Consider the following 25,865-nt stretch of genomic DNA (forward strand, 5'->3'; position numbering starts at 1 on the left):
GTAAAAGCAATGAAAATAAAGACAAGCTTGATCCTCACCGTTGCCGCTCTGGCGTTGTCCGGTTCCGCTTTAGCAGAAGTGAAAATCGCCCTGGTGGCGAAGTCCTTAGGGAATGGATTCTTCGAAGCAGCGAACGTAGGCGCGCAGGAGGCGGCCAAAGAGTTAGGCGATGTAAAAGTGATTTATACCGGCCCGACCACCACCACGGCGGAAGCGCAGATCGAGGTGCTGAACGGACTGATCGCCCAGGGCGTGGATGCGATCGCGATTTCCGCGAACGATCCGGACGCCTTAGTCCCGGTACTGAAAAAAGCGATGCAGCGCGGCATCAAGGTTGTGTCGTGGGATTCCGGCGTGGCAAAAGCCGGACGTCAGATCCACCTGAATCCGTCCAATAACGCCCTGATTGGCGAAACCAACGTCAAGCTCGCCGCCGACGCGCTGAAGGCGCTGAACGAGGAAAAAGGCGACGTGGCGGTGCTGAGCGCCACGCCAACATCAACAAACCAGAACACCTGGATTGCGGAGATGAAAAAGGTGCTGCCGAAGTACCCGTCCGTCAATCTGGTGACCGTGGCCTACGGGGACGATCTCTCTGATAAAAGCTACCGCGAGGCGGTCGGCCTTCTGAAAACCTACCCTGATTTGAAAGTGATCGTTTCACCGTCGTCCGTGGGCATTGTCGCTGCGGCGCAGGCGGTGAAAGACCAGGGCAAGATCGGCAAAGTGTACGTCACCGGGTTAGGCCTGCCGTCTGAAATGGCGGGCGCGGTGAAATCCGGCGCGAGCAAAAGCTTTGCCATCTGGAACCCGATTGACCTGGGCTATGCGGCAACCTATTTAGCAGACGATCTGGTGAAAGGCACCGCCACGAAGGGCGAGGCCAGCATGGGCAAGCTGGGCAAAGTGAAGCTGGATGCCGACGGCAACGGAGCGATGGCCGAGCCGTTCGTCTACGATGCCAGCAATATTGATAAGTTCTCGAAGATCTTTTGATGCGATTTGTAGGCCGGATAAGCGTAGCGCCATCCGGCAAAAGGCGGGTGGCGCTGCCGCTTACCCGCCCTACAAATTCCCCTGACCAGGAGAACTATCATGACCCCATTGCTACAGCTTTCTGGCATCACCAAGGTGTTCCCCGGCGTGCGTGCCCTTGAGAACGTGCAGCTTGCGCTCTGGCCCGGCAAAGTGACGGCGCTTATCGGCGAAAACGGCGCGGGCAAGTCGACGCTGGTTAAAGTGATGACCGGCATTTACCAGCCCGACGAGGGCGAAATCCTCTACAAGGCGATCCCCGTTCACCTCCCGACGCCGGACTCGGCGCATAAGATCGGCATCACCGCTATTCATCAGGAAACTGTCCTGTTCGATGAGCTCTCGGTCACCGAAAATATCTTTGTCGGGCAGTACCTCTACAAAGGCTTTCTGAAAACGCTCGACTGGCCGGAGATGCACCGCCGGGCGCAGGCGATCCTCACCCGCCTTGAAGTGCAAATCGACCCGCGCGCGACGCTGAAAACCCTGAGCATCGCCCAGCGCCACATGGTCGCCATCGCCCGCGCGCTGTCGTTTGAGGCGCAGGTGGTTATTCTTGATGAACCTACAGCGGCGCTGTCGCAGCACGAAATCCTCGAGTTTTACCAAATCGTTGAACGTCTGAAGCAGGAGGGCAAGGCCATCCTGTTTATCTCCCACAAGTTCGACGAAATCTTCGAACTTGCAGATCACTACACCATTTTGCGCGACGGCGTGTTCGTCGGAGAAGGCGCGATGAGTGCGATAACCGAAGAGCGGATGGTATCGATGATGGTCGGGCGCGCCATCACCCAGACCTTTCCGAAGGTGGCGTGCGAAAAAGGCGAGACGGTGCTGGAGGTAAAAAATCTCTGCCACCCGACCGAGTTCGCCAATATCTCTTTCTCCCTGCGTAAAGGGGAAATCCTCGGCTTCTATGGGCTGGTGGGTGCCGGGCGTACCGAGCTGATGCAAGCGCTTTCCGGCGTCACGCGGCCATCGTCTGGCGAAATTATTCTTAACGGTCAGGCCCGGCGCTTCCGCCAGCCTGCGGATGCGATCAAAGCCGGTATCGTCTGCGTGCCGGAAGAGCGGCAGAAGCAGGGCGCGATTATCGAACTGTCGATTGCCCAGAACATCAGCCTGCCGCAGCTTGGCAAGCTCAACCCGAACGGCGTGCTGCACGACGACCGCGAATGGCGGCTGGCGGATGAATACGCCAAACGCCTGCAGGTGAAAGCCTTTAGCTGGAAACAGGCGGTGGATACCCTCTCCGGCGGCAACCAGCAAAAGGTGGTTATCGGTAAGTGGCTGGCAACGCATCCTGACGTGATCATCCTCGATGAGCCGACAAAAGGCATCGATATCGGCTCAAAGGCAGCCGTTCATCAATTTATGTCCGAGCTGGTCGGCCAGGGGCTGGCGGTGATTATGGTCTCCTCCGAACTGCCGGAAGTGATGGGCATGGCGGACCGCATTATCGTGATGCACGAAGGGCTGATGGTGGCCGAATACCGGGCGGGTGACGCGACGGCGGAAACCATCGTCAGCGCCGCCAGCGGTGCAAAACAGGAGGCGGCATAATGCTTAACTCGCTGTTAAAACACCGCGAAGCCCTGCTGGGCACGGTGATTGTGCTGATGGTCATCGCCATCGGCAGCCGCGTGCCGTCGTTTATCACACCGGATAACCTGGTTGAGATGTTTAACGACACTTCCATTCTGATCGTCCTCGCGCTCGGGCAGATGATGGTGCTGCTCACCAAAGGTATAGACCTGTCGATGGCGGCCAATCTGGCGCTGACCGGGATGATTGTCGCCCTGATTAACCTCCATTACCCGGACGTGCCGGTCTGGGCACTGCTGATCCTCGCCAGCGCGCTCGGGCTGCTGATGGGCGCGATTAACGGCCTGCTGGTCTGGAAGCTGGGCATTCCGGCGATTGTGGTAACGCTCGGCACCATGAGCATCTACCGCGGGATTATCTTTTTGCTCTCCGGCGGCGGCTGGGTGAACGCCAACCAGATGGGCGCGGACTTCCTCAGCCTGCCGCGCGCCTCCGTGCTGGGCCTGCCGGTGCTGAGCTGGTGCGCCGTCGCCGCGCTGCTGCTGGTGGGTTACTTCCTGCGCTACAGCCGTACAGGACGGGCGCTGTATACCGCGGGCGGCAACGCTACGGCGGCGTACTACACCGGGATCAACGCCGGGAAAATGCAGTTTGTCAGCTTCTGCCTCTCCGGGCTGTTGGCCGGGTTCTGCGGGTATCTGTGGATTTCCCGTTTCGCCGTGGCCTATGTCGACGTGGCGAACGGCTTTGAGTTGCAGGTGGTCGCCGCCTGCGTGATTGGCGGCATCAGCACCATGGGCGGCACCGGGCGCGTACTCGGCTGCCTGTTCGGCGCGCTGTTCCTCGGCGTGATAAACAACGCCCTGCCGGTGATTGGCGTCTCCCCGTTCTGGCAAATGGCAATTTCCGGCACGGTGATCGTCATTGCGGTGCTGCTGAACGAACGCAGCAACAGGCGTAAAGGACGGCTGATTCTGCGCGACGCGGCGCTGGCACGTCAGAAACTGGCGGTGAAATCATGAGCAAAATGATGGCCTCTGAAGAGATCAAAAACGTGCCTGCTGTGTCGGGCATTTTCCAGCGCCTGCTGTGCTGGGAAGGCTTCCTGCTGGCGGTGACGCTGGCGGTGTTCGTGGTGAACGCGCTGGCCTCACCCTACTTCCTCAACGTCTGGAATCTCTCCGACGCGACGTTCAACTTCACCGAAAAAGCGATCATCGTGTTGCCGATGGCGATGCTGATTATCGCCCGGGAAATTGACCTGTCGGTGGCATCCACCATTGCGCTTAGCTCCACGGTGATGGGCTTCTGCGCGGCGGCGGGCGTGGATACGCCGCTGCTGGTCTGCGTCGGGCTGGGCGTGGGGCTGCTGTGCGGACTGTTCAACGGCATTCTGGTGACGCGCTTCAACCTGTCGTCCATCGTTATCACCATCGGCACCATGAGCCTGTACCGCGGGATCACCTACATCCTGCTCGGCGATAAGGCGCTGAACAGCTACCCGGAGAGCTTCGCCTGGTTCGGCCAGGGCTACGTCTGGGGCGCGCTGTCGTTTGAGTTCGCGCTGTTTATCGTGCTGGCCGCGGTGTTTGCCTTTGTGCTGCACCGTACCAACTTTGGCCGCCGCACCTACGCCATCGGCAATAACCCGACCGGCGCGTGGTATTCCGGCATCAACGTTAAGCGCCACAACCTGATCTTGTTCGCGCTGGTGGGGCTAATGTCCGGCCTGGCGTCGGTGCTGCTCACCTCGCGCCTGGGCAGCACTCGCCCGACGATTGCGATGGGCTGGGAGCTGGCAGTGGTGACGATGGCGGTGCTCGGCGGCGTCAATATTCTCGGCGGGTCCGGCAGCATGGTGGGCGTGATTATCGCCGCCTTCCTGATGGGACTGGTGACCTTTGGCCTGAGCCTGCTCAACGTGCCCGGCATCGTGATGTCGGTGATCATCGGCGCGATGCTGATCGTGGTGATTTCGCTGCCGATTATTACCCGCCGGGTGATGCAGCGAAGACGGAATTAAATTGCCCCTCACCCTAACCCTCTCCCCATAGGGGAGAGGGGACTTCTCGGTGCGGCCTTTCACCCTCTCCCCTATGGGGAGAGGGCCGGGGTGAGGGGGAAACGGATTACCTCAAAATCATATTAAGGAGAATTATCATGAGCTTTATGTTGGCGCTTCCAAAAATCAGCCTGCACGGCGCGGGCGCAATCGGCGATATGGTCAACCTGGTGGCGTGCAAGCAGTGGGGAAAAGCGCTGGTTGTCACCGACGGTCAGCTGGTAAAACTCGGCCTGCTCGACAGCCTGTTTAACGCGCTGGACGCCCATCAGATGTCGTATCACCTGTTCGATGAGGTGTTCCCCAACCCGACGGAGGCGCTGGTGCAGAAAGGCTATGCGGCATATCAGGACGCGGAGTGTGATTACGTGATTGCCTTCGGCGGCGGCAGCCCGATTGATACCGCCAAGGCGATCAAAATCCTCACCGCCAATCCCGGTCCGTCAACCGATTACTCCGGCGTCGGCAAAGTGAAAAACGCGGGCGTGCCGCTGGTGGCGATCAACACCACCGCAGGCACGGCGGCGGAGATGACCAGCAACGCGGTGATCATCGACTCCGCGCGGCAGGTGAAAGAGGTGATCATCGATCCGAACATCATCCCGGATATCGCCGTGGACGATGCCAGCGTGATGCTCGATATTCCCGCCTCCGTGACCGCTGCGACCGGCATGGATGCGCTAACCCACGCCATCGAAGCCTACGTGTCCGTCGGCGCGCACCCGCTCACTGATGCCAACGCGCTGGAAGCGATTCGCCTGATCAACCTGTGGCTGCCGAAAGCGGTCGAGGACGGTCATCACCTTGAAGCGCGTGAGCAGATGGCGTTTGGTCAGTATCTGGCGGGCATGGCGTTTAACAGTGCGGGCCTTGGCCTTGTGCATGCTTTGGCGCACCAGCCGGGCGCGACGCACAACCTGCCGCACGGCGTGTGCAACGCCATCCTGCTGCCGATCATCGAAAACTTTAACCGTCCGCACGCGGTCGCACGTTTCGCCCGCGTGGCGCAGGCGATGGGCGTCGATACGCAGGGGATGAGCGACGAAGCCGCCAGCATGTCGGCCATTCAGGCGATTCGCGACCTGAGCGCTCGCGTCGGCATTCCGTCCGGCTTCAGCAAGCTCGGCGTGACCAAAGCGGACATCGAAGGCTGGCTGGATAAAGCCCTCGCCGACCCGTGCGCGCCGTGCAACCCGCGCACCGCCAGCCGCGATGAGGTCCGCGAGCTGTACCTGGAGGCACTATGATCCGCAAAGCCTTTGTGATGCAGGTAAACCCGGACGCGCACGAGGAGTACGCGCGTCGCCACAACCCTATCTGGCCCGAGCTGGAAGCGGTGCTGAAAGCCCACGGCGCGCACCACTACGCCATCTATCTCGACAAAGCCCGCAACCTGCTGTTTGCAACCGTGGAGATTGAATCGGAGGAGCGCTGGAACGCGGTAGCGAATACCGACGTCTGCCAGCGCTGGTGGAAGCATATGGGTGACGTCATGCCGTCGAACCCGGATAACAGCCCGGTGAGTACGGAGCTGGAAGAGGTGTTTTACCTGGACTGATGTGTTAACGCTGCTGCCCCCGAGGCGGCAGCAATCTCCCGCCTGCCACTCAGCGTAAACGCCGACACCACTGTAATCGCCAGCACGAAGCAGCCCAGCATCAGGTACGTCTCCTGGAAGCCGATCCGGTCATACATATTCCCGGCAAAGGCGGAGAGAAAAATCGCCGCCGACTGTTTGGCAAACTGGAAGCCAATCAGGTAGATGGTGGCCGAAAGCCGCGTATCAAACACGCCCGTAATGTATTTGAATGCGCCCACCAGCAGGAACGGGACCTCCAGCGCGTGCAGCATCTTGAGGGCAATCACCTCCACGGCGGTGGTGGCAAACGACGAGCCGATAATGCGCGTCGCCATAATCACCCCGGCGATCAGCAGCGTATTTTTCGCGCCGATGCGGTTAATGATCCACGGCGAGCAGAACATGATGATGGCGTTACAGATTTCCCCCGCCGTGGTGGCAAAGCCAAAGGCGCGGGTGCCTTCCTGCGGCGTGGCGAAGAAGGTTTTAAAGAAGGTGGCAAACTGCTGGTCGAAAACGTCATACACGCAGGCCACGCCAATCACGTACAGAATGAACATCCACATTCTGCGCTGGCGGAACAGGTTGAACACGGTTTTGGCAGTGATCTGCGGCTGGTTGGCGCCCAGGGCGTTCATCACCTGCGCCGTCTGGTTGGGCTTCGGCTTCGCAACGACCAGCAGCAGCATCAGCAACAGCGCTGCTCCCGAGCCCATCCAGAAAACGTACGACGGATCGATGCCAAAAAGAATGCCGCCCGTTGAGGCGCACAGCCCCCAGCCGAGACAGCCGAACATGCGCGCCTTGCCGTATTCGAAGAAGCTGTTGCGGCTCACGCGCTCAATGTAGGCCTCAATTGCCCCCGATCCCGCCGAGAAGACAAAGCCGATATACAGCCCGCCGCTTAGCGCGCCCAGCCAGATATTGGTTTTCAGCAGCGGCGCGAAGACGTACAGGAAGAACGGCGCGAACAGAAACAGCAGCACCGCGATGATCCACAGCAGGTGTTTTTTCAGCCCAAGCTTGTCCGAAATCACCCCCAGCACCGGCTGGAAGGCGATAGCCGACAGCGAGATGCAGGAGAAGACAATCCCGGTATGGGTTTTATTCAGGCCGATGATGTCCGACAGCCAGATCGGCAGGAACGGAAAGCAGGTGGCCATGATGAAGAAGTAGAGAAAGAAGAACAGCCCGAAGATCCAGAAGTTAGGGTTGTCTTTGTGGGTACAGGTTGTTGTGTTCATTATTTTTATCCTCAACGGAGGGCCGGCTGCCCGGCCCTTCAACCTTACACGCGTTCGACGCCAATCAAAATGGCGGTCTCCGGGTCCAGAATCGGCAGCGCAATACCCGCCTGCATCAGCCACTCGCCGCCCACCGTTTGCGGCGCTTCCATCCACGAAGGCAGCTTGCGCATGGTGTGTCCACCCTCACCCGTAATCTGGATGTTCGGGTGATCGAGCAGCGTGATGCGGTACTGCGCGCTGGCATCTAACCCCGGCATGCGCAGCGGCATCATCAGGGTGTAATCCGGCATCGCAAGCTGGCTGACCATAAACAGCCCCTGCGCTTTGTCTTTGCTCACAATACCCTGTGCCAGGGTGGTAGCGTCCGGCATATCAATACGCCACTGGGTACCATGGTGGATCACCTCGCGCCACTGCTTGTGCAGCGCGGCGTAGTGCCGATAGCCTTCGCGTTCATCTTCATCGACGGTGAGCGGATCCAGCTCCAGGCCCATATGGCCAAACAGGGCCGTCAGCCCGCGAAACTGGATGCTGTGCTGGCGGAAGGTCGCGTGGCATTTATGATGACCGATATGCGCGCCCATCACCTCCGGCGGGAAGAAGTAGCTCATGCCGCGCTGGATGGTGTTGCGCTCCAGCGCGTCGTTGTTGTCGGACGCCCAGAAGCGGTGGCTGCGGGTCAGCACTTCGTAATCAATACGCCCGCCGCCCGACGAGCAGGATTCAAACTCAATGTGCGGAAAGCGCTCGCCCAGCACGTCCAGCAGGCGGTAAAACTGGCGGGTCTGCGCGTCGGCGGCGGCTTTACCCTTGTGTCCCGGCTGCACCAGCTCGCGGTTCATGTCCCACTTCACGTAGTCGACCGCGTGCTCGCCCAGCAGCCAGCTCATGCGCTCCACGAGGTAATCAAAGGCTTCCGGGATGTTCAGATTGAGCACCAGCTGATGACGCCCGGTCGCCCGGGCATAGCCCGGCAGCGCCAGCACCCAGTCAGGGTGCGCGCGGTACAGATCGGAATTCGGGTTGATCATCTCCGGCTCAACCCAGATGCCAAACTCCATGCCGAGCCGTTTGACGTGGTCGATCACCGGCGTCAGGCCGTTCGGGTATTTTTTCTCGTCCAGATACCAGTCGCCCAGCGCGGCATGGTCGTCGTTGCGGCCTTTGAACCAGCCGTCGTCGATAATAAAGCGTTCCACCCCAAGCGCCGCGGCCTCGTCGGCCATGCGCATGATGTAGTCGGGGTCGTGATTGAAGTAGATCCCTTCCCAGGTATTGAGGTGCACCGGGCGCGGTTTGTTTTCCGGGAAGCGGATAACGTTGTCGCGCAGATAGCGGTGGAACTGCTGGCTCATGCCGTTCAGGCCCCGCGTGGAGCAGCTGGCATACAGGCGCGGCGTCCAGAGCGTGTCGCCCTCTTCAACCGCCATCTCTCCCGGCAGGTAGAGCGCTTCGGCCTGCAGGTAGCGACGACCATCGGTTTTCGCTTCCGCGCGCAGGCGGTGGTTGCCGCTCCAGCCCAGATGCACGCCCCAGACATCGCCCTGCATTTCGCTAAACGACGACGTACCGGCAATCAGCGCCGGGAAGTGCTCGTGGGAGGTTTTACCCCGGCGGTTTTCTATCACGAAGCTGTCGTGTTCAAGCCTGACGCGGTGCGGCTGAAATTCTCTGATCCAGCGTCCGTGGAAGCCCATCACCTCCTGCGCGCGCTCGGCCACCGGCAGCGTGACGGCGAAACGGTCCACCTGCCACGGCAGCGCTTTCAGATTGGTCAGGCCGTGACGCACCACCAGCACGCCGCTGGCATCCAGCACCAGCTCGCTGGTCAGGCGCAGACCCGCATGTTCATCTTCTGCGGTAATCGTCAGGGTGTTTAATTCCTGCTGCACCTGTGTGGTTTTGAACACCGGGGAGCCGTCCAGCCCCTGGCGATGCCCCTCAATGCCCGGCGAGCCAAACAGGCCGTGCCCCAGCTCCGCCATCAGCGTGACCGGGGAGTCGACATCCAGCCTGCCGTTCGCCACCGGGCGCGCAATACTCAGCACATCGTGTGGCGAAAAGTGCTGAAGGTGCGGCCCCCAGTAGAGAATTTCGGCGAACGGGTGGGGTTTAACCACCACGTCTACCGTATTGCTTTCGAGTCGAAAAATGGAATCTTGCATCAGACATCTCCTGTCGTCGGGATGAACTGAGTGTTGATCCGAAACGTTTCGGATACAAACCAAAACGTTTCGGATCTGTGATCGGGTTTGGAATTTTAGTGGGTTTAGGCCGTCTGGCCCGGAGAGAATTCAGGATGCCAGAGCACCTGAAGCTGCTCGATATTGTCGCCGTTAATCAGCTGGCGCACCATATCGGCAATCTGTTTTCCGACGCCCTGACGGGTGGACTGAATGACCGACGCTACGTCGATATCGACAATGCTGTCCTGCGGCAGGCCGTCGTAGACCACCAGCGAGACGGCGTTGTCGCCGGATAAGCGCCCCATCTGCGCCAGCGCCATCGCCGCGCCGTCGCCGTGGGTGTTGCAGTCGGTAATGATGGCCGTGGGCGGCTGCGGCAGAGCGAGAAGCTCTTTGGTGGTGGCATACCCCACGCGGCGCGACGGCGGCATGGCGCGCAGCCATTCGTTGGAAAGCCCGGCTTCTCGCAGGGCATCGAGAAAGCCCTGACGACGCTGGGTAATAAACGCCTGATTATTGCTTTCACCCAGCAACGCGATGCGCTGATGGCCTTTCTCGATCAGCCAGCGGGTAGCCTGATGCGTACCGGCGTAGTTGTCGAAGTCAAACCACGCGTACGGCTGCGGGAGGTGGCTGCGCCCGAGCGCCAGGAAAGGAAAACCGGCGGCCTGAAGCTGCTCAAGACGCGGATCGTGGTCCAACGTGTGCGCTACGATCAGCGCATCCACGCGGCGGCTCTGCACCATGCGCATGTAGCTGTGCTTATCGGCCAAATCATCATCGGCAATCAGCAGTAAATCGATCTCATGTCGCGCCAGTTCGTGGCTAATTTCGCCGACCATGTCCATAAAAACGCTGTTATTGAGCGGAACGGGATGCACGGGAAACACCAGCCCCACGGCGTCGATTTTGCCCATCTTGAGGCGGCGGGCGAAGGTGTTAGGTCGGTAGCCACGGCGCTGAGCCTCTGCTTCCACGCGGGCGCGCGTCTCGGCGGAGACGTCGTCATATCCGTTGAGGGCGCGGCTGACGGTAGTGACTGACAGCCCCAGTTCTTTGGCAATGGCTTTAAGCGACATGAGTTTCCGTATCTCTGTTAGTTCTGTTCTGCCACCAGCAGCGCGTGCGTATCCGGCTCCAGCGCCTTAAAGATATGCGGCAGATCGGCGGGATAACAGATGTAATCCCCCGGGCCGAGTTCTTCCGCTGCGTCGATCAGGCCGACTAACGCGCGCCCCTGCGTCACAATAATATGTTCAACGGACCCCGGCGGATGCGGCTGGGATATACGGTCTGCGCCCGGCTGGGTGAGCAGCAGATAGATGTCGCGCCGCGCGCCCGGCGGACACGCCGCCAGCAAAATAGCTTCGTAGTTAGCCTGCCCGGCAACGACCTTCGTTCCCTCTCCACGGCGGATGACCTGTGTTGTCGTCTGCTGTGGTTCCAGCAGGCGGGCGAAAGGGATATCCAGCGCCACACAAAGCGACCACAGCGTCTCCAGGCTCGGGTTACCGTTACCGGACTCCAGTTGGGAAAGCGTGGATTTGGCGATCCCGGCACGACGGGCAATTTCCGCCAGTGAAAGCCCGGTTCGCAGGCGTTCTCGCACCAGGCTTTTGGCGATCACGCTGATTGGCTGCGTCATAAAACGGCCCTTTTTGTTCTATAAATCGAACGAATCGTTCGTCTTGAAAAACGGTTCTGTTGCGTTCATTATAATGGATACACGTTCGATATGGCTAAAATTGTATGAAGCATCATCTCTCCTGCCTGAAAGGCGACACGATCAAAGCAATCATCCTGGTTTGCCTCGCGGTGGGCGTGGTCGGGATGTCCTACGGCTCGCTGGCGATGGCCTACGGTTTCCCGCTGTGGGTGCCGTTTGTGCTCTCCCTTACCGTGCTGGCGGGCGCATCGGAATTTATGTTTATCGGCATCGTGGCGAGCGGTGGGAACCCGCTGGCCGCAGCGGCAGCCGGATTACTGGTGAACGCCCGCCACGTGCCGTTTGGCGTGACGGTGCGTGAACTGGTAGGCAAGCGCGGCCTGAGCTTTTTGGGCTGCCACATCATGAACGATGAAAGCGTAGTGTTCGGCCTGTCGCAGAAAACCCCAGAACAGCGTAAAGCGGCCTACTGGCTGTGCGGTTTGGGCGTGGCAATCATCTGGCCACTGGGCGCACTGCTGGGTGCCATGGTCGGCAAACTGTTGCCAGACCCGGAAACCATTGGGCTGGATGCGGTATTTCCCGCCATTTTGCTGGCGTTAGTGGTGCCTGCGTTTAAAAACCGCACCACGCTAATCCGCGCCTGCAGCGGTGCCGTATTGTCGCTGGCCGCCGTGCCGTTTGCCCCGGTGGGCCTGCCGGTGCTGCTCTCCTTACTGGGCCTTGCCGCGAGGAAAAAATAATGGGAAACATGACGGTCTTCATTCTCGGTATTGCCATTTTGTCTGCAGGAACCTATCTGATGCGCCTCGGCGGGGCGAAGCTGGGCAGCAGGCTGGCATTGTCAGAGCGTTCACAGGCGCTGCTGTCAGATGCGGCAACGGTCTTGCTGTTTTCGGTGGCGCTGGCGACCACATTTTATGAAGGCGAACATTTCGCGGGGATGGCGCGGGTGCTGGGCGTGGCGTTTGCGGTGTTTTTGGCCTGGAGGAAGATGCCGTTAATTGTGGTGATCGTTGCGGCGGCGGTGGTGACGGCGCTGCTGCGTCTGGCGGGCATAAACTAAAAAAGCGCCCCGGGGGCGCTCTTTCGACGGTGTGACACGCTTATTTGGTCAGTTCAGCGGTCATGTGTACGCGGTTACCGGTGAATGCCTGGGTAATTTTGTACGATGATGCACCTGCTTCCTGAGCCTGTGCAGCAATTTTTGCTTCTGCACCGTCCAGCGTAGAGGCGGAAGCGGTTACTGTCTGCGCAGCGAAAGAACCGAAAGAAGCAGCCAGAGCGATTACAGCGACAAAAGTTTTGATGCTTTTCATAAGATAAACCCTTTCATTAAGTTGTTTAGGTAAGGCACCGTGCCTTGATGAGATAAATACTAGACCTCATCGCGAACAACTAAAAGCGGAAGGATTTGCCATTCTCTTTCAAAATTACTGATTAACAATCAGTCGCTGTGAGTGCGTGTAAATCGTCGCCCTTCCAGGCTTGCAGAACCCCACCAGCGTCAGGTTACAGCGCTCTGCCACTTCCACCGCCAGCGTCGTTGCCGCTGAGACCGCAAACAGAATTTCCACGCCGCACATGGCGGCTTTCTGCACCATCTCGTAGCTGGCGCGGCTGGAAACGAGCGCAGCCCCCCGCTGCCAGACGTCATTTTCACGCGCGCGGCGACCGAGCAACTTATCCAGCGCCACGTGGCGGCCCACGTCTTCGTGACCGCCGATAATGTCGCCCGATGGCAGAACCCACGCCGCCGCGTGCGTACAGCCGCTCAGCTGACCGATGGGCTGTACATCGTTGAGGTGTTCCAGTGCCTTATCGAGGTTGGCGAGGTTAAACGTCTGGGTAAACGGCAGTGGCGTAACGGGCTTGCCGATATCGTTGAGCTGCTCAACACCACACACGCCGCAGCCGGTGCGTCCGGCCAGCGCGCGTCGACGCTCTTTTAACCCCATAAAGCGGCGGCTGGAAAGCTCGATTTGCACTTCAAGCCCGTTACACGCCTTCACCACGTCCATGCCGTAGATCTCCTGCGGATGGTCGATGATGCCTTCCGAGAGGGAAAAACCGATGGCGAACAGCTCAAGATCTTTCGGCGAAGCCATCATCACCACGTGCGAGATACCGTTGTAAACGAGCGCAACGGGCACCTCTTCCGCCAGAAAATCGGGCGTGGCATGGGTAATGTGGGGCGGTCTGTGTACCACCCGTTCCACAACGCCCGCAGGCAGTGGCGACGGGTGGGTAGCACGGTTTTGTTTAGACACGACGGTATTCCTGAACAACCACGGAGGTGAGCCTGCTATTGCATCACAAACAACAGGGCTTACGCATAGTATGGATCAACTTTTCAGCATCAAGTTTACCTACTCACTTGTGAGAGGTGCAACAAAACGCTTGCTACACCCCTTTAACATGCGGGGTTAATAATGTGATTGATATCACACTTTATAGTCAACAGGGTGATAATACGTTCACTTTGTTTTAACGCCATTGGAACAGTCGTACCGACATTGTGGTATTCTGATGATATCCCTCGTGGAATTGAGGGATTAACGCAAATTTTTCTCCTTTGCGGTCAATTCTCAACCGCGAAGTTAAAACTACATATGTAAGCAATGTCGAAACAAGGAGTGACCCATGCAGGTCAGCAGAAGGCAGTTCTTTAAGATCTGCGCTGGCGGTATGGCAGGCACCACGGCAGCGGCACTGGGCTTTGCGCCCGGCGTAGCGCTGGCGGAAACGCGGCAGTATAAACTGCTGCGCACCCGTGAAACCCGTAATACCTGTACGTACTGCTCTGTCGGTTGCGGGCTGTTGATGTATAGCCTCGGCGACGGTGCTAAAAACGCCAAAGCGTCTATTTTCCATATCGAAGGCGACCCGGATCATCCGGTCAACCGCGGCGCATTGTGCCCCAAAGGGGCCGGCCTGGTGGACTTTATCCACTCCGAAAGCCGCCTCAAATTCCCAGAATACCGCGCGCCTGGCTCCGACAAATGGCAGCAAATCAGCTGGGAAGAGGCGTTCGACCGCATCGCAAAACATATTAAAGAAGACCGCGATGCCAACTTTGTTGAGAAGAACGCCGACGGCGTCACGGTCAACCGCTGGCTCTCCACCGGGATGCTGTGTGCCTCTGCTTCCAGCAACGAAACCGGTTATTTAACCCAGAAATTTACGCGCGCACTCGGTATGCTCGCGGTCGACAACCAGGCGCGTGTCTGACACGGACCAACGGTAGCAAGTCTTGCTCCAACATTTGGTCGCGGTGCGATGACCAACCACTGGGTCGACATCAAGAACGCCAACCTCATTGTGGTGATGGGCGGTAACGCCGCTGAAGCGCACCCTGTCGGGTTCCGCTGGGCGATGGAAGCCAAAATCCACAACGGTGCGAAACTGATTGTGATCGATCCCCGCTTTACGCGTACTGCGTCAGTGGCGGATTTCTACACCCCTATTCGTTCAGGTACTGACATCACTTTCCTGTCAGGCGTATTGCTGTACCTGATGACCAACGAAAAATATAACCGCGAATACACCGAAGCCTATACCAACGCCAGCCTGATCGTGCGTGAGGATTACCACTTCGAAGATGGCCTGTTCAGCGGTTACGACGCAGAAAAACGCAAATACGACAAAACCAGCTGGAACTACGAGCTGGATGAGAAAGGCTTTGCGAAGCGCGACACCACCCTGCAACACCCGCGCTGCGTGTGGAACCTGCTGAAAGAGCACGTTTCCCGCTACACGCCGGAGGTTGTCGAAAACATCTGCGGTACGCCGAAGGCGGACTTCCTGAAGGTGTGCGAGCTTATCGCCGAAACCAGCGCGAAAGACAAAACCGCATCGTTCCTGTACGCCCTCGGCTGGACGCAGCACTCCATCGGCGCGCAGAACATCCGTACCATGGCGATGGTTCAGCTCCTGCTCGGCAACATGGGGATGGCAGGCGGCGGCGTGAACGCCCTGCGCGGTCACTCCAACATTCAGGGTCTGACCGACCTCGGCCTGCTGTCTCAAAGCCTGCCGGGTTACATGAACCTGCCAAGCGAGAAACAGACCGACCTGCAAACCTACCTGACGGCCAGCACGCCTAAACCGCTGCTCGAAGGCCAGGTAAACTACTGGGGCAACTATCCGAAGTTCTTCGTCTCAATGATGAAAGCCTTCTTCGGCGACAAAGCGACGGCTGAAAACAGCTGGGGCTTTGACTGGCTGCCGAAGTGGGACAAAGGCTACGACGTTCTGCAGTATTTCGAGATGATGCACCAGGGCAAAGTGAACGGCTATCTGTGCCAGGGCTTTAACCCGGTTGCCTCGTTCCCGAACAAGAACAAGGTTGTTGAGTCTCTGTCAAAGCTGAAGTTCCTGGTGACGATTGACCCGCTCAATACCGAGACCTCGACCTTCTGGCAGAACCACGGTGAATCGAACGACGTCGATCCATCGAAGATTCAGACCGAAGTGTTCCGTCTGCCATCGACCTGCTTCGCGGAAGAGAACGGTTCTATCGTTAACTCCGGACGCTGGCTGCAGTGGCACTGGAAAGGCGCGGACGCCCCGGGCATCGCCATGAACGACGGCGAGATCCTGGCCGGTATCTTCTTACGCCTGCGTAAGATGTATGCGGCAGAAGGCGGCGCGAACCCGGAACCGGTGCTGAACATGAGCTGGAACTACTCGACGCCGGAAAACCCTGCGCCAGAAGAAGTGGCGATGGAGAGCAACGGTAAGGCGCTGGCGGACGTTATCGACCCGGCCACCGGTACCGTGCTGGCGAAGAAAGGCGATCAGCTCAGCACCTTCGCACACCTGCGCGATGACGGCACAACCTCCAGCGGCTGCTGGATCTTTGCCGGTAGCTGGACGCCGAAAGGCAACCAGATGGCCAACCGCGATAACGCCGACCCGTCGGGCCTCGGCAATACGCTGGGCTGGGCATGGGCGTGGCCGCTCAACCGCCGCATCCTCTATAACCGCGCATCCGCTGACCCGCAGGGTAACCCGTGGGATCCGAAGCGTCAGCTTCTGAAGTGGGACGGCGCGAAATGGGGCGGCGTGGATATTCCGGACTACAGCACTGCCGCACCGGGCAGCGACGTTGGGCCGTTTATCATGCAGCCAGAAGGGATGGGACGCCTGTTTGCCATCGATAAAATGGCGGAAGGGCCGTTCCCGGAGCACTACGAGCCGTTTGAAACGCCGCTGGGTACTAACCCGCTGCACCCGAACGTGGTCTCTAACCCGGCAGCCCGTATCTTTAAGGGCGATTTCGACGCGCTGGGTAAAAAAGACAAGTTCCCGTACGTGGGCACCACCTACCGTCTGACCGAGCACTTCCATTACTGGACCAAGCACGCGCTGCTTAACGCCATCGCGCAGCCGGAACAGTTTGTGGAGATCGGCGAGAAGCTGGCTGGCAAGCTCGGCATCGCCCATGGCGATACCGTGAAGGTCTCCTCTAACCGCGGCTATATCAAAGCCAAGGCGGTGGTGACCAAGCGTATTCGCACGCTGAACGTTCACGGTCAGCAGGTAGATACCATCGGCATTCCGATCCACTGGGGCTATGAGGGCGTGGCGAAGAAAGGGTTCATTGCGAATACCCTGACGCCGTTCGTCGGCGATGCGAACACGCAGACGCCGGAGTTTAAGGCCTTCCTCGTGAACGTGGAAAAGGTGTAACGGAGACGACTTATGGCTTATCAATCTCAAGACATTATCCGTCGTTCCGCGACAAACAGTTTCACGCCCGCGCCTCAGGCGCGGGACCACCAGCAGGAAGTGGCGAAGCTCATCGACGTGACCACCTGTATCGGCTGTAAAGCCTGTCAGGTGGCCTGTTCAGAGTGGAACGATCTCCGTGACGAAGTGGGTCACAACGTCGGGGTGTACGACAACCCGGCGGACCTGACCGCAAAGTCCTGGACGGTGATGCGTTTCTCCGAAGTGGAGCAGAACGACAAACTGGAATGGCTTATCCGCAAAGACGGCTGTATGCACTGTGCGGATCCGGGCTGCCTGAAGGCGTGTCCGTCAGAAGGGGCTATCATTCAGTATGCCAACGGTATCGTCGACTTCCAGTCCGAGCAGTGCATTGGCTGCGGCTACTGCATCGCGGGCTGTCCGTTCGACGTACCGCGCCTGAACCCGGAAGACAACCGCGTCTACAAATGCACGCTGTGCGTTGACCGCGTCACCGTCGGCCAGGAGCCCGCGTGCGTGAAGACCTGCCCAACCGGCGCTATCCACTTTGGCTCCAAAGAGGATATGAAAACGCTGGCGGCAGAGCGCGTGGGCGAGCTGAAAACCCGTGGTTACGACAACGCGGGCCTGTACGATCCGGCCGGGGTAGGCGGTACGCACGTGATGTACGTACTGCACCACGCCGACAAGCCAAACCTGTATCACGGCCTGCCGGAGAACCCGGAAATCAGCGCTACCGTGAAGTTCTGGAAAGGCATCTGGAAACCGCTGGCAGCGGTAGGTTTTGCTGCCACCTTCGCAGCGAGCATCTTCCACTACGTCGGCGTTGGTCCGAACCGCGCGGAAGAGGAAGACGACAACCTGCATGAAGAGAAAGACGAGGTGCGCAAATGAGAAAACGTGACACCATCGTGCGCTACACCGCGCCGGAACGCATCAACCACTGGGTCACCGCCTTCTGCTTCATGCTGGCGGCGATAAGCGGGCTGGGGTTCTTCTTCCCGTCCTTCAACTGGCTGATGCAGGTACTGGGCACGCCGCAGCTGGCGCGCATCCTTCACCCGTTTGTGGGTGTGGTGATGTTTGCCTCGTTTATCATCATGTTTTTCCGCTACTGGCACCATAACCTAATCAATCGGGATGATATCTTTTGGGCGAAGAATATTCGTAAGATCGTCGTCAACGAGGAAGTAGGTGATACCGGGCGTTATAACTTCGGCCAGAAATGCGTATTCTGGGCGGCGATTATCTTCCTGGTCCTGTTGCTGGTGAGCGGCGTGATCATCTGGCGTCCGTACTTTGCGCCTGCTTTCTCAATCCCGGTGATCCGATTCGCGCTGATGCTGCATTCATTTGCCGCAGTGGCGTTAATTGTGGTTATCATGGTGCATATCTACGCCGCCCTTTGGGTGAAAGGCACCATTACCGCGATGGTGGAAGGATGGGTAACCAGTACGTGGGCGAAGAAACATCACCCGCGCTGGTACCGTGAGGTCCGCCAGAAACAGGAAAAGTCATCTGAATGAGTATTCGCATAATCCCGCAAGATGAGCTGGGGTCGAGCGAGAAACGCACGGCGGATTATATTCCGCCGTTGTTATTCCCCAGACTCAAGAACCTCTACAACCGCCGCGCAGAGCGTCTGCGCGAGCTGGCAGAGAATAACCCGCTGGGCGATTTTCTGCGCTTTGCTGCGCTGGTTGCCCACGCGCAGGAAGTGGTGCTGTACGACCACCCGCTGCAAATGGACCTGACCGCGCGCATCAAAGAAGCCAACGCGCAGGGCAAGCCGCCGCTGGACATTCACGTCCTGCCGCGCGACAAGCACTGGCAAAAGCTGCTGCATTCGCTGATTGCCGAGCTGAAGCCGGAGATGAGCGGTACCGCGCTGGCGGTTATCGAGAATCTGGAAAAAGCCTCTGACCTGGAGCTGGAAGAGATGGCGAGCGCGCTGTTTGCCTCTGACTTCTCTCTGGTCAGCAGCGATAAAGCGCCGTTTATCTGGGCCGCGCTGTCGCTCTACTGGGCGCAAATGGCAAGCCTGATCCCGGGCAAAGCCCGCGCCGAATACGGTGAAGCGCGTCAGTTCTGCCCGGTCTGCGGCTCAATGCCGGTCTCCAGTATGGTGCAAATCGGTACCACTCAGGGGCTGCGCTACCTGCACTGCAACCTGTGTGAAACCGAGTGGCACGTGGTGCGCATCAAGTGCAGCAACTGCGAGCAGACCCGCGATCTGAACTACTGGTCACTGGAAAACGAAGAAGCGGCGGTGAAAGCGGAAAGCTGCGGCGACTGCGGAACCTACCTGAAGATTCTGTATCAGGAAAAAGACCCGAAAGTTGAAGCGGTCGCTGACGATCTCGCCTCGCTGATTCTGGACGCGAAGATGGAGCAGGAGGGCTTTGCCCGCAGCTCGATTAACCCGTTCCTGTTCCCGGGTGAAGGGGAGTAATCTCCTGTGAGAGTGCCGGGCGGCGCAAGCTTGCCCGGCCTACACCTCGACAGCAATATCTGCCGTCTTATATGCCAGATGCTCTTCAGCCCGTAGTCCAGGATCCGTCTAAAGACGCGTTATCGCTTTAGCATCGCTTCCACGGCAAATCTCAGGCAACATCCGCACTTTATGTCTGTGACGAAAGCAGATAATAAAAAAGCTCTCGCCTTTGCGAGCAGCTTTCAAGACTTTTCCCCTCAATAATATTCTTGTTTTCTTTTGAATCAAACCAGGCTATAAAACTGTACATCCATACAGTTTAGGGGTGTTTTCATGGCACTGGAAAAGGGTATTGAACGGCTGGTTCAAGGATTTATCGCTGCAGGTCGCCCCTCATCGCGTCGCCAGACAATTGAGGTACGACGAGCAGGCTATATTGCCAGCACGGAGCTTGCCGGTGAGACCGAAATGCGCGTTCAGGTGGAGACGCTTGTTCTTGAGGGTCATACCATTCGGGTATTTTCACCTCTCAATGCGCCTGAAATATTGCCTGCTGCCATCTACTACCACGGCGGATGTTTTATCAGCGGCGGCTTTGATACCCATGACAACCAGCTCCGTCAGTTAGCCTGCTACGGCAATTGCCGGGTGATTGCGATTCAGTACAGGCTGGCGCCGGAGCATACCTTCCCCGCCGCACATGACGATGCTGAAAGAGGTGCGAATCTGGTCTGGCAGTATGCAGACGAATTAGGCGTGGATAAGAACCGGCTCACCCTCTGTGGTGACAGCGCAGGAGGTCATCTGGCGCTGGTAACGGCGTTGCGACTTAAGGTTAAAGGGCTGTGGCAACCTGCGCAGCTTATTCTTATCTATCCCATGCTCGACGCCACGGCCAGTTTTGAAAGCTATACCCTCAACGGCATGGATTACGTGATTACTCGCGATACCCTGCTGAGCGGCTATGAAATATATCTGGCTGGAGCCGACCTTCAGCATCCTGAAGTTAGCCCACTGTGGCGGGAAGACTTCAGCGGCCTGCCGGCTGTCCATATCGTTACCGCTGAATACGACCCGTTATGCGATGAGGGAGAGGCGCTGCTTCAACGCCTCACGGAGCAAGGGGTGACGTGTACCGCTCAGCGATGGCTGGGGGTAATTCATGGTTTTTTCCAGCTTGGTGGAATTAGCCAGTCAGCGCGAGACGTTATACGGGATATCGCCTGGCGGATCAGTGCCGCCCGGCGATAAAACGGGGAGAGGCTACTCCTCCTCGTTCCCGCCCTCTTCATACGCGCCGTAGGGCTTCGCCGGGAGGACGATATACGTTCCTTCAAACACCGCGCCAGCCGTTTCATCGCCAAACAGCTCAACCTGCATCTGTACGCGCGCTTTGCGGCCTCGCGCCAGACGGTCAAGATCGCCACCCAGTGCACCGAGATCGGCCACCGCGCTTGGCTTGCCGCTGATGGGGGCGCTGTAGCGAATATGTGCATCAGCAAGAATAATGGTGCCGCCCAGATGACGCTCGCGCAGCATTAGCCAGATGAGCCCCCAGCCGGTAAGGGTCGCCAGCGAGAAGAGACTGCCTGCAAAAAGGGTGTGGTGCGGATTTTGGTTGCCGATCTCCGGCATGGTGGTAATGAATTTCTGCCCTGTGTACTGCTGAATGCGCACGCCCATTTTTTCACTGAGCGGAATGTGCTCATACCACGCCTGCTGCAGCTGACCGCACCAGTCTGCACGATGCAGAATGTCATCCAGCGTGGCGATGGGTTTGATCATCAAAAAGTGGCGAATCGGCGTGGTCTGCGGGGCAGTAATTTCGCCCTGGTTAACAAAACCGAGTTTGGCAAAGAACTCGACGGCGTCTTCACGGGCGCTACAGGTGACGCGCTTAACGCCTTCCTGACGGGCGACGGACTCCAGCGTCATCGCCATCAGGGTACCGAGCCCTTTATCCTGCACGGACGGGTGAACCGCCATAAAGCGAATAGAGGCTTCATTGTCGGCATTGATATACAGTCGCCCAACGGCGACGAGGTTACCCTCTTCATCCACCACCATTTGATGGTGCGCCATCGCATCCCAGGCGTCGCGTTCAGACCCTTTGGGTTGATGTAAGGGTTTGCGCAGCATTTCCCAGCGGAAATGGTAGTAGACCTCTAACTCTTCTTCCGTTTGCGGTACTCGAAGGTGATACATAGCTGTACTCTCTCTGGTTACCCGCGGCCACGCCGCCAGTTGGCTCATACCTGGAGCCAGAATGTGACGGGGCCATCGTTCACCAGCGATACCTGCATATCTGCAGCGAATCGTCCGGTTTGCGTATTCATTTCCTGCTGACGGCAGCGCTCAACAAAGTACTCGTAAAGGGCTTCTGCGCGTTCTGGCGCAGCACCTTTAGAAAAACCAGGCCGCATGCCACGTTCGGTATCTGCGGCCAACGTGAACTGGGAGACCACCAGCACGCTTCCACCCGCCTGCTGGACGTTGAGGTTCATCTTGCCTTCCGCATCGCTAAAGATGCGGTAGCCCAGCACGCGCTCGCACAGGCGGTTGGCTTTTTGTTCGTCATCATCCTTTTCGACACCTAACAACACTAAAAGTCCTGGGCCGATTTCACCCGTCACCTCAGCCTCCACGGTGACGCTGGCACGGGTTACGCGCTGTATCAATGCAATCATGGTTGGTCTGCTTCTTGTTGTTTTTCAGCTTCTGCTGCTTTTTTAAGTTCGCGGTATATTCCGAGAGTGACAGTTATTTCGGCACCAAGCAAGACGATACACCAGGTCCAGTAGACCCAGACAAACAAAATGGGGATCACCGCCAGTACGCCGTAAATGAGCTGATAAGACGGGAACATGGTGATGTAAAGCGCAAAACCTTTCTTGCCCAGCTCGAAGAGCACGGCTGCGACCAGCGCCCCAACGATGGCATCACGGTTAGGTACGCGCGTCGTCGGTACTACGCTGTAAAGCAGCCAGAACGAGAGCCACGATAAAATGAGCGGGAAGATGCGCAGAACGTTATCAATCACGCTGTTTAAGTCACTCGCCCAGCGCAGAGAAAGAAGATAGGAGCTGATCGCCAGGCTCGCCCCCGCCAGCAGCGGACCGAGGGTCAAAATCATCCAGTACACGGCAAAGGAGTAAACCTTAGGACGGATTTTTTTACTTCGCCAGATGGTGTTGAGGGCACTGTCGATGGAATACATCAAAAGCAGCGCCGTGACGATGAGGCCGCAGGCCCCCACCGCCGTCATCTTGCTGGAGTTGGCGACAAACTGCTCAATATAGTTCTGTATGACGTCGCCGGTGGCCGGAATAAAGTTTGCAAAAACAAAATGACGAAGCTGCAGGCTGACATCTGCAAACATCGGAAACGCGGAAAACAGGGCAAAGATGACCGCCACCAGCGGCACCAATGAGAGCAACGACACATAGGCGAGATTCCCCGCCAGTGTTGTCATGTTGTCCTCATCAATGCGGTGCCAGAGCAGCTTCAGCCATGCCCGAAGCGGCCGGGTATGGTGCGTGGCTTTTTGATGAACGGTTTTTAGCATAACTGCTTCGCAAAATAGTTCGGTATCGTCTCTTTTCCGGTCACCAGAATTGACGTTATACCTAACTGGTTAGCTCCCTCTATATTATCGGCGTTGTCGTCGAAAAAGACCGCATCAGCCGCGGAGAATCCTTCTTCCTGCAGAACCGCCTGATAAATACGCGCTTCAGGCTTGCGCATGCCCATCTCCTGGGAGAGATAAATTTTATCTGCTGCCGCGTGGATCTCCGGATATTCATCCGGCCAAAACGTGGTATGCAGGCGATTGGTATTCGACAGCACCACCACGCGATGCCCCTGCTCGCGCAGTTTATGCATGATGTCGGTCACTTCCGGGCGGATCGCGACAAAGACGGCCTGCCAGCCATGGGAAAACTGCTCATAGCTTAACGGCAGATCCATTTCATGGCAGATACGCTCTGCGAATTCTTCATCGCTGATTTCACCGCGTTCGTGCTGGTGGAAGGTCTCACCCATCGCGAAATTCTGTTTTAACGTCGCCAGGGGAACACGGCTAAAATCGCTCCATGCGCCCAGCACCCGATTAAAATCGATATCGACGATTACATTTCCTAAGTCAAAGATATAAAGCATGTTTATCTCCTTTCGCCGTGGAAAAGTAACTGTAGCGGGAAAGATAAGGTTTGGCTATGGAGAGGGACACAACGCAGAAAAAGAAAAACCCCGCCACAAGGACGGGGTTTTAGAGACTTAAAGAGGAGTGTATTACTCTTCTTTCGCACCGCGCATTGCACGTTTACGATCGTTCTCGGTCAGGTGACGTTTACGGATACGAATTGACTGTGGAGTCACTTCTACCAGTTCGTCGTCATCGATGAATTCCAGAGCTTGCTCCAGGGTCATCTTGATCGGTGGAACCAGAACCGTTGCTTCGTCAGTACCGGACGCACGCATGTTGGTCAGTTTCTTACCGGTCAGGCAGTTTACAGTCAGGTCGTTAGAACGACTGTGAATACCGATGATCTGGCCTTCGTAAACTTCTGCGCCGTGGCCCAGGAACAGCTTACCGCGGTCCTGCAGGCTGAACAGTGCGAACGCAACCGCTTTACCCTGACCGTTGGAGATCAGAACGCCGTTGTTACGCTGGCCTACTTCGCCCGGACGAACATCGTCATAGTGGCTGAAGGTGGAGTACAGCAGACCCGTACCAGAAGTCATGGTCATGAACTCTGAACGGAAGCCGATCAGGCCACGGCTTGGGATCACGTAGTCGAGACGTACGCGGCCTTTGCCATCTGGATTCATGTTTTTCAGGTCGCCTTTACGCTCACCCAGAGCCTGCATCACAGAACCCTGATGCTGCTCTTCAACGTCCAGCGTGACGTTTTCGAACGGCTCTTGTTTACGGCCGTCGATTTCGCGGAAGATAACTTTCGGACGGGAAACCGCCATCTCGAAACCTTCACGACGCATGTTTTCGATCAGAACTGACAGGTGCAGCTCACCACGACCGGAAACGCGGAATGCATCAGCGTCTGGCGTTTCTTCAACGCGCAGCGCAACGTTGTGCACCAGCTCTTTGTTCAGGCGGTCAAGGATCTGACGAGAGGTAACGAACTTACCTTCTTTACCACAGAATGGAGAGGTGTTGACGTTGAAGAACATGGATACGGTTGGTTCATCAACGGACAGGGCTGGCAGCGCTTCGACTTTCTGCGGATCGCAAATGGTGTCGGAGATGTTCAGTTCACCCAGACCGGTGATGGCGATGATGTCGCCCGCTTCAGCGATGTCGCTCTCGATACGCTCAAGACCCAGGTGAGTCAGTACTTTACCCACTTTACCGTTACGGGTTTTGCCTTCGCTATCGATGATAGTGACCTGCTGGTTAGGCTTAACTTTACCGCGCTTGATACGACCAATGCCGATTACGCCAACGTAGTTGTTGTAGTCGAGCTGAGAGATCTGCATCTGCAGGGTGCCGTCGAGATCAACGTTTGGTGCAGGAACACGGTCAACAATCGCCTGGTACAGCGGGGTCATGTCTTCAGCCATGTCTTCGTGGTCCAGACCTGCAATACCGTTCAGCGCAGAAGCGTAAACGATAGGGAAGTCCAGCTGCTCGTCGGTCGCGTCGAGGTTAACGAACAGGTCGAAGACCTGATCAACAACCCAGTCAGGACGCGCGCCAGGACGGTCAACTTTGTTGATAACAACAATTGGCTTCAGACCATGAGCAAACGCTTTTTTGGTCACGAAGCGCGTCTGGGGCATTGGGCCATCCATTGCGTCAACGACCAGCAGAACGGAGTCTACCATGGACATTACACGTTCAACTTCACCACCGAAGTCGGCGTGCCCTGGGGTATCAACGATGTTGATACGGTAGTCATTCCATTTGATAGCGGTGTTTTTGGCGAGGATGGTAATCCCACGCTCTTTCTCCAAATCGTTGGAGTCCATCACGCGTTCTTGAGTTTCGGCACGAGCATCAAATGTACCGGACTGCTGCAGCAGCTTATCAACCAGGGTAGTTTTACCATGGTCGACGTGCGCGATGATGGCGATGTTACGCAATTTTTCGATCACAACTTTGCCTCAGGCATTTAGAAATAGCGCGTTATTGTACACGGATTAATCGCACTACAAAACAGGATCACAAACATCCCCCGCAAACAAGTATTGCAGAGATGCTTTGTGATCGCTTTCACGGAGCGGTAAAAGGGCACTTTAACGTAAATTGCACCAATATGGTGCTCAATGTTCACATTGAAGCACTATACTGGTGCAACAAATCCATTGTGGTGCAGCCCTTTTGCACTATGGTGCGCATGATAACGCCTTTTTGGGGTGTTTTAAAAGTTGGCACAG

The 25,865-nt window shown here is 57.5% G+C and carries 24 protein-coding genes; 13 read left to right on the top strand and 11 right to left on the bottom strand.

The genetic code is table 11. The annotated features are described in order from the left end of the window. Nucleotides 1–9: 9 nt before the first annotated feature. The 6 genes from rhaS to rhaM all read left to right on the top strand — a co-directional run bounded on the left by rhaS (nucleotide 10) and on the right by rhaM (nucleotide 6,200). Nucleotides 10–996 (top strand): rhamnose ABC transporter substrate-binding protein, encoded by a 987-nt coding sequence (rhaS, locus tag ACTJJA_RS22335; protein WP_440669235.1) that lies wholly within the window; start codon nucleotides 10–12, stop codon nucleotides 994–996. A 99-nt stretch (nucleotides 997–1,095) separates the two neighbouring features. Next, on the top strand, nucleotides 1,096–2,598 hold the full coding sequence (locus ACTJJA_RS22340; RefSeq protein ID WP_120159764.1) for a sugar ABC transporter ATP-binding protein: 1,503 nt from the start codon (nucleotides 1,096–1,098) through the stop codon (nucleotides 2,596–2,598). Continuing rightward, the gene (locus ACTJJA_RS22345) at nucleotides 2,598–3,602 is read left to right on the top strand and encodes an ABC transporter permease (protein WP_440669236.1); all 1,005 of its coding nucleotides are present in this window, start codon (nucleotides 2,598–2,600) and stop codon (nucleotides 3,600–3,602) included. The genes ACTJJA_RS22340 and ACTJJA_RS22345 overlap by 1 nt, the downstream gene beginning before the upstream one ends. Continuing rightward, the gene (locus ACTJJA_RS22350) at nucleotides 3,599–4,603 is read left to right on the top strand and encodes an ABC transporter permease (protein WP_440669237.1); all 1,005 of its coding nucleotides are present in this window, start codon (nucleotides 3,599–3,601) and stop codon (nucleotides 4,601–4,603) included. The genes ACTJJA_RS22345 and ACTJJA_RS22350 overlap by 4 nt, the downstream gene beginning before the upstream one ends. Before the next feature lie 137 nt (nucleotides 4,604–4,740). Next, nucleotides 4,741–5,889, top strand: a complete 1,149-nt coding sequence (fucO, locus tag ACTJJA_RS22355; protein ID WP_440669238.1) for a lactaldehyde reductase — start codon at nucleotides 4,741–4,743, stop codon at nucleotides 5,887–5,889. Next, nucleotides 5,886–6,200, top strand: coding sequence for an L-rhamnose mutarotase (gene rhaM, locus ACTJJA_RS22360; RefSeq protein WP_126546066.1), 315 nt, complete (start codon nucleotides 5,886–5,888; stop codon nucleotides 6,198–6,200). Before fucO ends, rhaM begins: the two co-directional genes overlap by 4 nt. Here the strand turns inward: rhaM and ACTJJA_RS22365 are convergent. From ACTJJA_RS22365 to ACTJJA_RS22380, 4 genes are all read right to left on the bottom strand, one after another. Next, nucleotides 6,188–7,465 carry an MFS transporter gene (locus ACTJJA_RS22365; protein ID WP_042716414.1) on the bottom strand — a complete coding sequence of 426 codons (1,278 nt, stop codon included), beginning with the start codon at nucleotides 7,463–7,465 and terminating at the stop codon, nucleotides 6,188–6,190. The two genes, rhaM and ACTJJA_RS22365, sit on opposite strands and share 13 nt — an antisense overlap. Before the next feature lie 44 nt (nucleotides 7,466–7,509). Next, nucleotides 7,510–9,633: an alpha-galactosidase gene (locus ACTJJA_RS22370; RefSeq protein WP_440669239.1), complete on the bottom strand. Its 2,124-nt coding sequence runs from the start codon at nucleotides 9,631–9,633 to the stop codon at nucleotides 7,510–7,512. Nucleotides 9,634–9,737: 104 nt separating this feature from the next. Beyond that, a complete protein-coding gene (locus ACTJJA_RS22375) occupies nucleotides 9,738–10,733 on the bottom strand; it encodes a LacI family DNA-binding transcriptional regulator (protein WP_440669240.1) in 996 nt (331 codons plus the stop codon). A gap of 17 nt (nucleotides 10,734–10,750) precedes the next feature. Then, nucleotides 10,751–11,299: a helix-turn-helix domain-containing protein gene (locus ACTJJA_RS22380; protein ID WP_010436871.1), complete on the bottom strand. Its 549-nt coding sequence runs from the start codon at nucleotides 11,297–11,299 to the stop codon at nucleotides 10,751–10,753. A 104-nt stretch (nucleotides 11,300–11,403) separates the two neighbouring features. Between ACTJJA_RS22380 and ACTJJA_RS22385 the strand changes: the two genes are divergently transcribed. Together ACTJJA_RS22385 and ACTJJA_RS22390 are read left to right on the top strand one after the other, a co-directional pair. Then, nucleotides 11,404–12,063: an AzlC family ABC transporter permease gene (locus tag ACTJJA_RS22385; protein WP_010436869.1), complete on the top strand. Its 660-nt coding sequence runs from the start codon at nucleotides 11,404–11,406 to the stop codon at nucleotides 12,061–12,063. Beyond that, entirely contained in the window at nucleotides 12,063–12,386 is a 324-nt protein-coding gene (locus tag ACTJJA_RS22390) for an AzlD domain-containing protein (RefSeq protein ID WP_217480729.1), read from the top strand. The genes ACTJJA_RS22385 and ACTJJA_RS22390 overlap by 1 nt, the downstream gene beginning before the upstream one ends. A 40-nt stretch (nucleotides 12,387–12,426) precedes the next feature. On the opposite strand, the gene ACTJJA_RS22395 is transcribed toward ACTJJA_RS22390, so the two are convergent. Beyond that, nucleotides 12,427–12,639, bottom strand: coding sequence for a DUF1471 domain-containing protein (locus ACTJJA_RS22395; protein ID WP_047360318.1), 213 nt, complete (start codon nucleotides 12,637–12,639; stop codon nucleotides 12,427–12,429). Between the two features lie 114 nt (nucleotides 12,640–12,753). After that, on the bottom strand, nucleotides 12,754–13,590 hold the full coding sequence (gene fdhD, locus ACTJJA_RS22400; protein ID WP_440669241.1) for a formate dehydrogenase accessory sulfurtransferase FdhD: 837 nt from the start codon (nucleotides 13,588–13,590) through the stop codon (nucleotides 12,754–12,756). Nucleotides 13,591–13,963: 373 nt separating this feature from the next. Between fdhD and fdnG the strand changes: the two genes are divergently transcribed. From fdnG to ACTJJA_RS22425, 5 genes are all read left to right on the top strand, one after another. Further along, nucleotides 13,964–17,014 (top strand): formate dehydrogenase-N subunit alpha, encoded by a 3,051-nt coding sequence (gene fdnG, locus ACTJJA_RS22405; RefSeq protein WP_148400120.1) that lies wholly within the window; start codon nucleotides 13,964–13,966, stop codon nucleotides 17,012–17,014. A gap of 12 nt (nucleotides 17,015–17,026) precedes the next feature. Further along, nucleotides 17,027–17,929 (top strand): formate dehydrogenase subunit beta, encoded by a 903-nt coding sequence (fdxH, locus tag ACTJJA_RS22410; RefSeq protein ID WP_010436855.1) that lies wholly within the window; start codon nucleotides 17,027–17,029, stop codon nucleotides 17,927–17,929. Then, on the top strand, nucleotides 17,926–18,561 hold the full coding sequence (gene fdoI / locus ACTJJA_RS22415; protein ID WP_010436852.1) for a formate dehydrogenase cytochrome b556 subunit: 636 nt from the start codon (nucleotides 17,926–17,928) through the stop codon (nucleotides 18,559–18,561). The genes fdxH and fdoI overlap by 4 nt, the downstream gene beginning before the upstream one ends. Beyond that, on the top strand, nucleotides 18,558–19,487 hold the full coding sequence (gene fdhE / locus ACTJJA_RS22420) for a formate dehydrogenase accessory protein FdhE (protein ID WP_010436850.1): 930 nt from the start codon (nucleotides 18,558–18,560) through the stop codon (nucleotides 19,485–19,487). The genes fdoI and fdhE overlap by 4 nt, the downstream gene beginning before the upstream one ends. A gap of 315 nt (nucleotides 19,488–19,802) precedes the next feature. Further along, nucleotides 19,803–20,720, top strand: a complete 918-nt coding sequence (locus ACTJJA_RS22425; RefSeq protein ID WP_440669242.1) for an alpha/beta hydrolase — start codon at nucleotides 19,803–19,805, stop codon at nucleotides 20,718–20,720. Nucleotides 20,721–20,732: 12 nt separating this feature from the next. Here the strand turns inward: ACTJJA_RS22425 and fabY are convergent, their stop codons facing one another. The 5 genes from fabY to typA all read right to left on the bottom strand — a co-directional run bounded on the left by fabY (nucleotide 20,733) and on the right by typA (nucleotide 25,583). Further along, nucleotides 20,733–21,674 (bottom strand): fatty acid biosynthesis protein FabY, encoded by a 942-nt coding sequence (gene fabY / locus ACTJJA_RS22430; protein ID WP_010436842.1) that lies wholly within the window; start codon nucleotides 21,672–21,674, stop codon nucleotides 20,733–20,735. A gap of 44 nt (nucleotides 21,675–21,718) precedes the next feature. Next, entirely contained in the window at nucleotides 21,719–22,156 is a 438-nt protein-coding gene (gene dtd, locus ACTJJA_RS22435) for a D-aminoacyl-tRNA deacylase (protein ID WP_440669243.1), read from the bottom strand. Beyond that, the gene (locus tag ACTJJA_RS22440; protein WP_010436837.1) at nucleotides 22,153–23,034 is read right to left on the bottom strand and encodes a virulence factor BrkB family protein; all 882 of its coding nucleotides are present in this window, start codon (nucleotides 23,032–23,034) and stop codon (nucleotides 22,153–22,155) included. The genes dtd and ACTJJA_RS22440 overlap by 4 nt, the downstream gene beginning before the upstream one ends. Further along, nucleotides 23,028–23,627, bottom strand: a complete 600-nt coding sequence (yihX, locus tag ACTJJA_RS22445) for a glucose-1-phosphatase (RefSeq protein WP_440669244.1) — start codon at nucleotides 23,625–23,627, stop codon at nucleotides 23,028–23,030. The genes ACTJJA_RS22440 and yihX overlap by 7 nt, the downstream gene beginning before the upstream one ends. A 132-nt stretch (nucleotides 23,628–23,759) precedes the next feature. Next, complete coding sequence (typA, locus tag ACTJJA_RS22450) at nucleotides 23,760–25,583, bottom strand: ribosome-dependent GTPase TypA (RefSeq protein ID WP_010436831.1); 1,824 nt, start codon at nucleotides 25,581–25,583, stop codon at nucleotides 23,760–23,762. Nucleotides 25,584–25,865 lie beyond the last annotated feature (282 nt).

The sequence above is a fragment of the Enterobacter sp. 22452 genome (genome assembly GCF_052045065.1).
Taxonomy (GTDB): domain Bacteria; phylum Pseudomonadota; class Gammaproteobacteria; order Enterobacterales; family Enterobacteriaceae; genus Enterobacter; species Enterobacter mori.

Excerpts from the sequence above, each read along its gene's own strand:
- rhaS (WP_440669235.1), top strand. The coding sequence starts at position 10 with ATGAAAATAAAGACAAGCTTGATCCTCACCGTTGCCGCTCTGGCGTTG.
- ACTJJA_RS22340 (WP_120159764.1), top strand. The coding sequence starts at position 1,096 with ATGACCCCATTGCTACAGCTTTCTGGCATCACCAAGGTGTTCCCCGGC.
- ACTJJA_RS22345 (WP_440669236.1), top strand. The coding sequence starts at position 2,598 with ATGCTTAACTCGCTGTTAAAACACCGCGAAGCCCTGCTGGGCACGGTG.
- ACTJJA_RS22350 (WP_440669237.1), top strand. The coding sequence starts at position 3,599 with ATGAGCAAAATGATGGCCTCTGAAGAGATCAAAAACGTGCCTGCTGTG.
- fucO (WP_440669238.1), top strand. The coding sequence starts at position 4,741 with ATGAGCTTTATGTTGGCGCTTCCAAAAATCAGCCTGCACGGCGCGGGC.
- rhaM (WP_126546066.1), top strand. The coding sequence starts at position 5,886 with ATGATCCGCAAAGCCTTTGTGATGCAGGTAAACCCGGACGCGCACGAG.
- ACTJJA_RS22365 (WP_042716414.1), bottom strand. The coding sequence starts at position 7,465 with ATGAACACAACAACCTGTACCCACAAAGACAACCCTAACTTCTGGATC.
- ACTJJA_RS22370 (WP_440669239.1), bottom strand. The coding sequence starts at position 9,633 with ATGCAAGATTCCATTTTTCGACTCGAAAGCAATACGGTAGACGTGGTG.
- ACTJJA_RS22375 (WP_440669240.1), bottom strand. The coding sequence starts at position 10,733 with ATGTCGCTTAAAGCCATTGCCAAAGAACTGGGGCTGTCAGTCACTACC.
- ACTJJA_RS22380 (WP_010436871.1), bottom strand. The coding sequence starts at position 11,299 with ATGACGCAGCCAATCAGCGTGATCGCCAAAAGCCTGGTGCGAGAACGC.
- ACTJJA_RS22385 (WP_010436869.1), top strand. The coding sequence starts at position 11,404 with ATGAAGCATCATCTCTCCTGCCTGAAAGGCGACACGATCAAAGCAATC.
- ACTJJA_RS22390 (WP_217480729.1), top strand. The coding sequence starts at position 12,063 with ATGGGAAACATGACGGTCTTCATTCTCGGTATTGCCATTTTGTCTGCA.
- ACTJJA_RS22395 (WP_047360318.1), bottom strand. The coding sequence starts at position 12,639 with ATGAAAAGCATCAAAACTTTTGTCGCTGTAATCGCTCTGGCTGCTTCT.
- fdxH (WP_010436855.1), top strand. The coding sequence starts at position 17,027 with ATGGCTTATCAATCTCAAGACATTATCCGTCGTTCCGCGACAAACAGT.
- fdoI (WP_010436852.1), top strand. The coding sequence starts at position 17,926 with ATGAGAAAACGTGACACCATCGTGCGCTACACCGCGCCGGAACGCATC.
- fdhE (WP_010436850.1), top strand. The coding sequence starts at position 18,558 with ATGAGTATTCGCATAATCCCGCAAGATGAGCTGGGGTCGAGCGAGAAA.
- ACTJJA_RS22425 (WP_440669242.1), top strand. The coding sequence starts at position 19,803 with ATGGCACTGGAAAAGGGTATTGAACGGCTGGTTCAAGGATTTATCGCT.
- fabY (WP_010436842.1), bottom strand. The coding sequence starts at position 21,674 with ATGTATCACCTTCGAGTACCGCAAACGGAAGAAGAGTTAGAGGTCTAC.
- dtd (WP_440669243.1), bottom strand. The coding sequence starts at position 22,156 with ATGATTGCATTGATACAGCGCGTAACCCGTGCCAGCGTCACCGTGGAG.
- ACTJJA_RS22440 (WP_010436837.1), bottom strand. The coding sequence starts at position 23,034 with ATGCTAAAAACCGTTCATCAAAAAGCCACGCACCATACCCGGCCGCTT.
- yihX (WP_440669244.1), bottom strand. The coding sequence starts at position 23,627 with ATGCTTTATATCTTTGACTTAGGAAATGTAATCGTCGATATCGATTTT.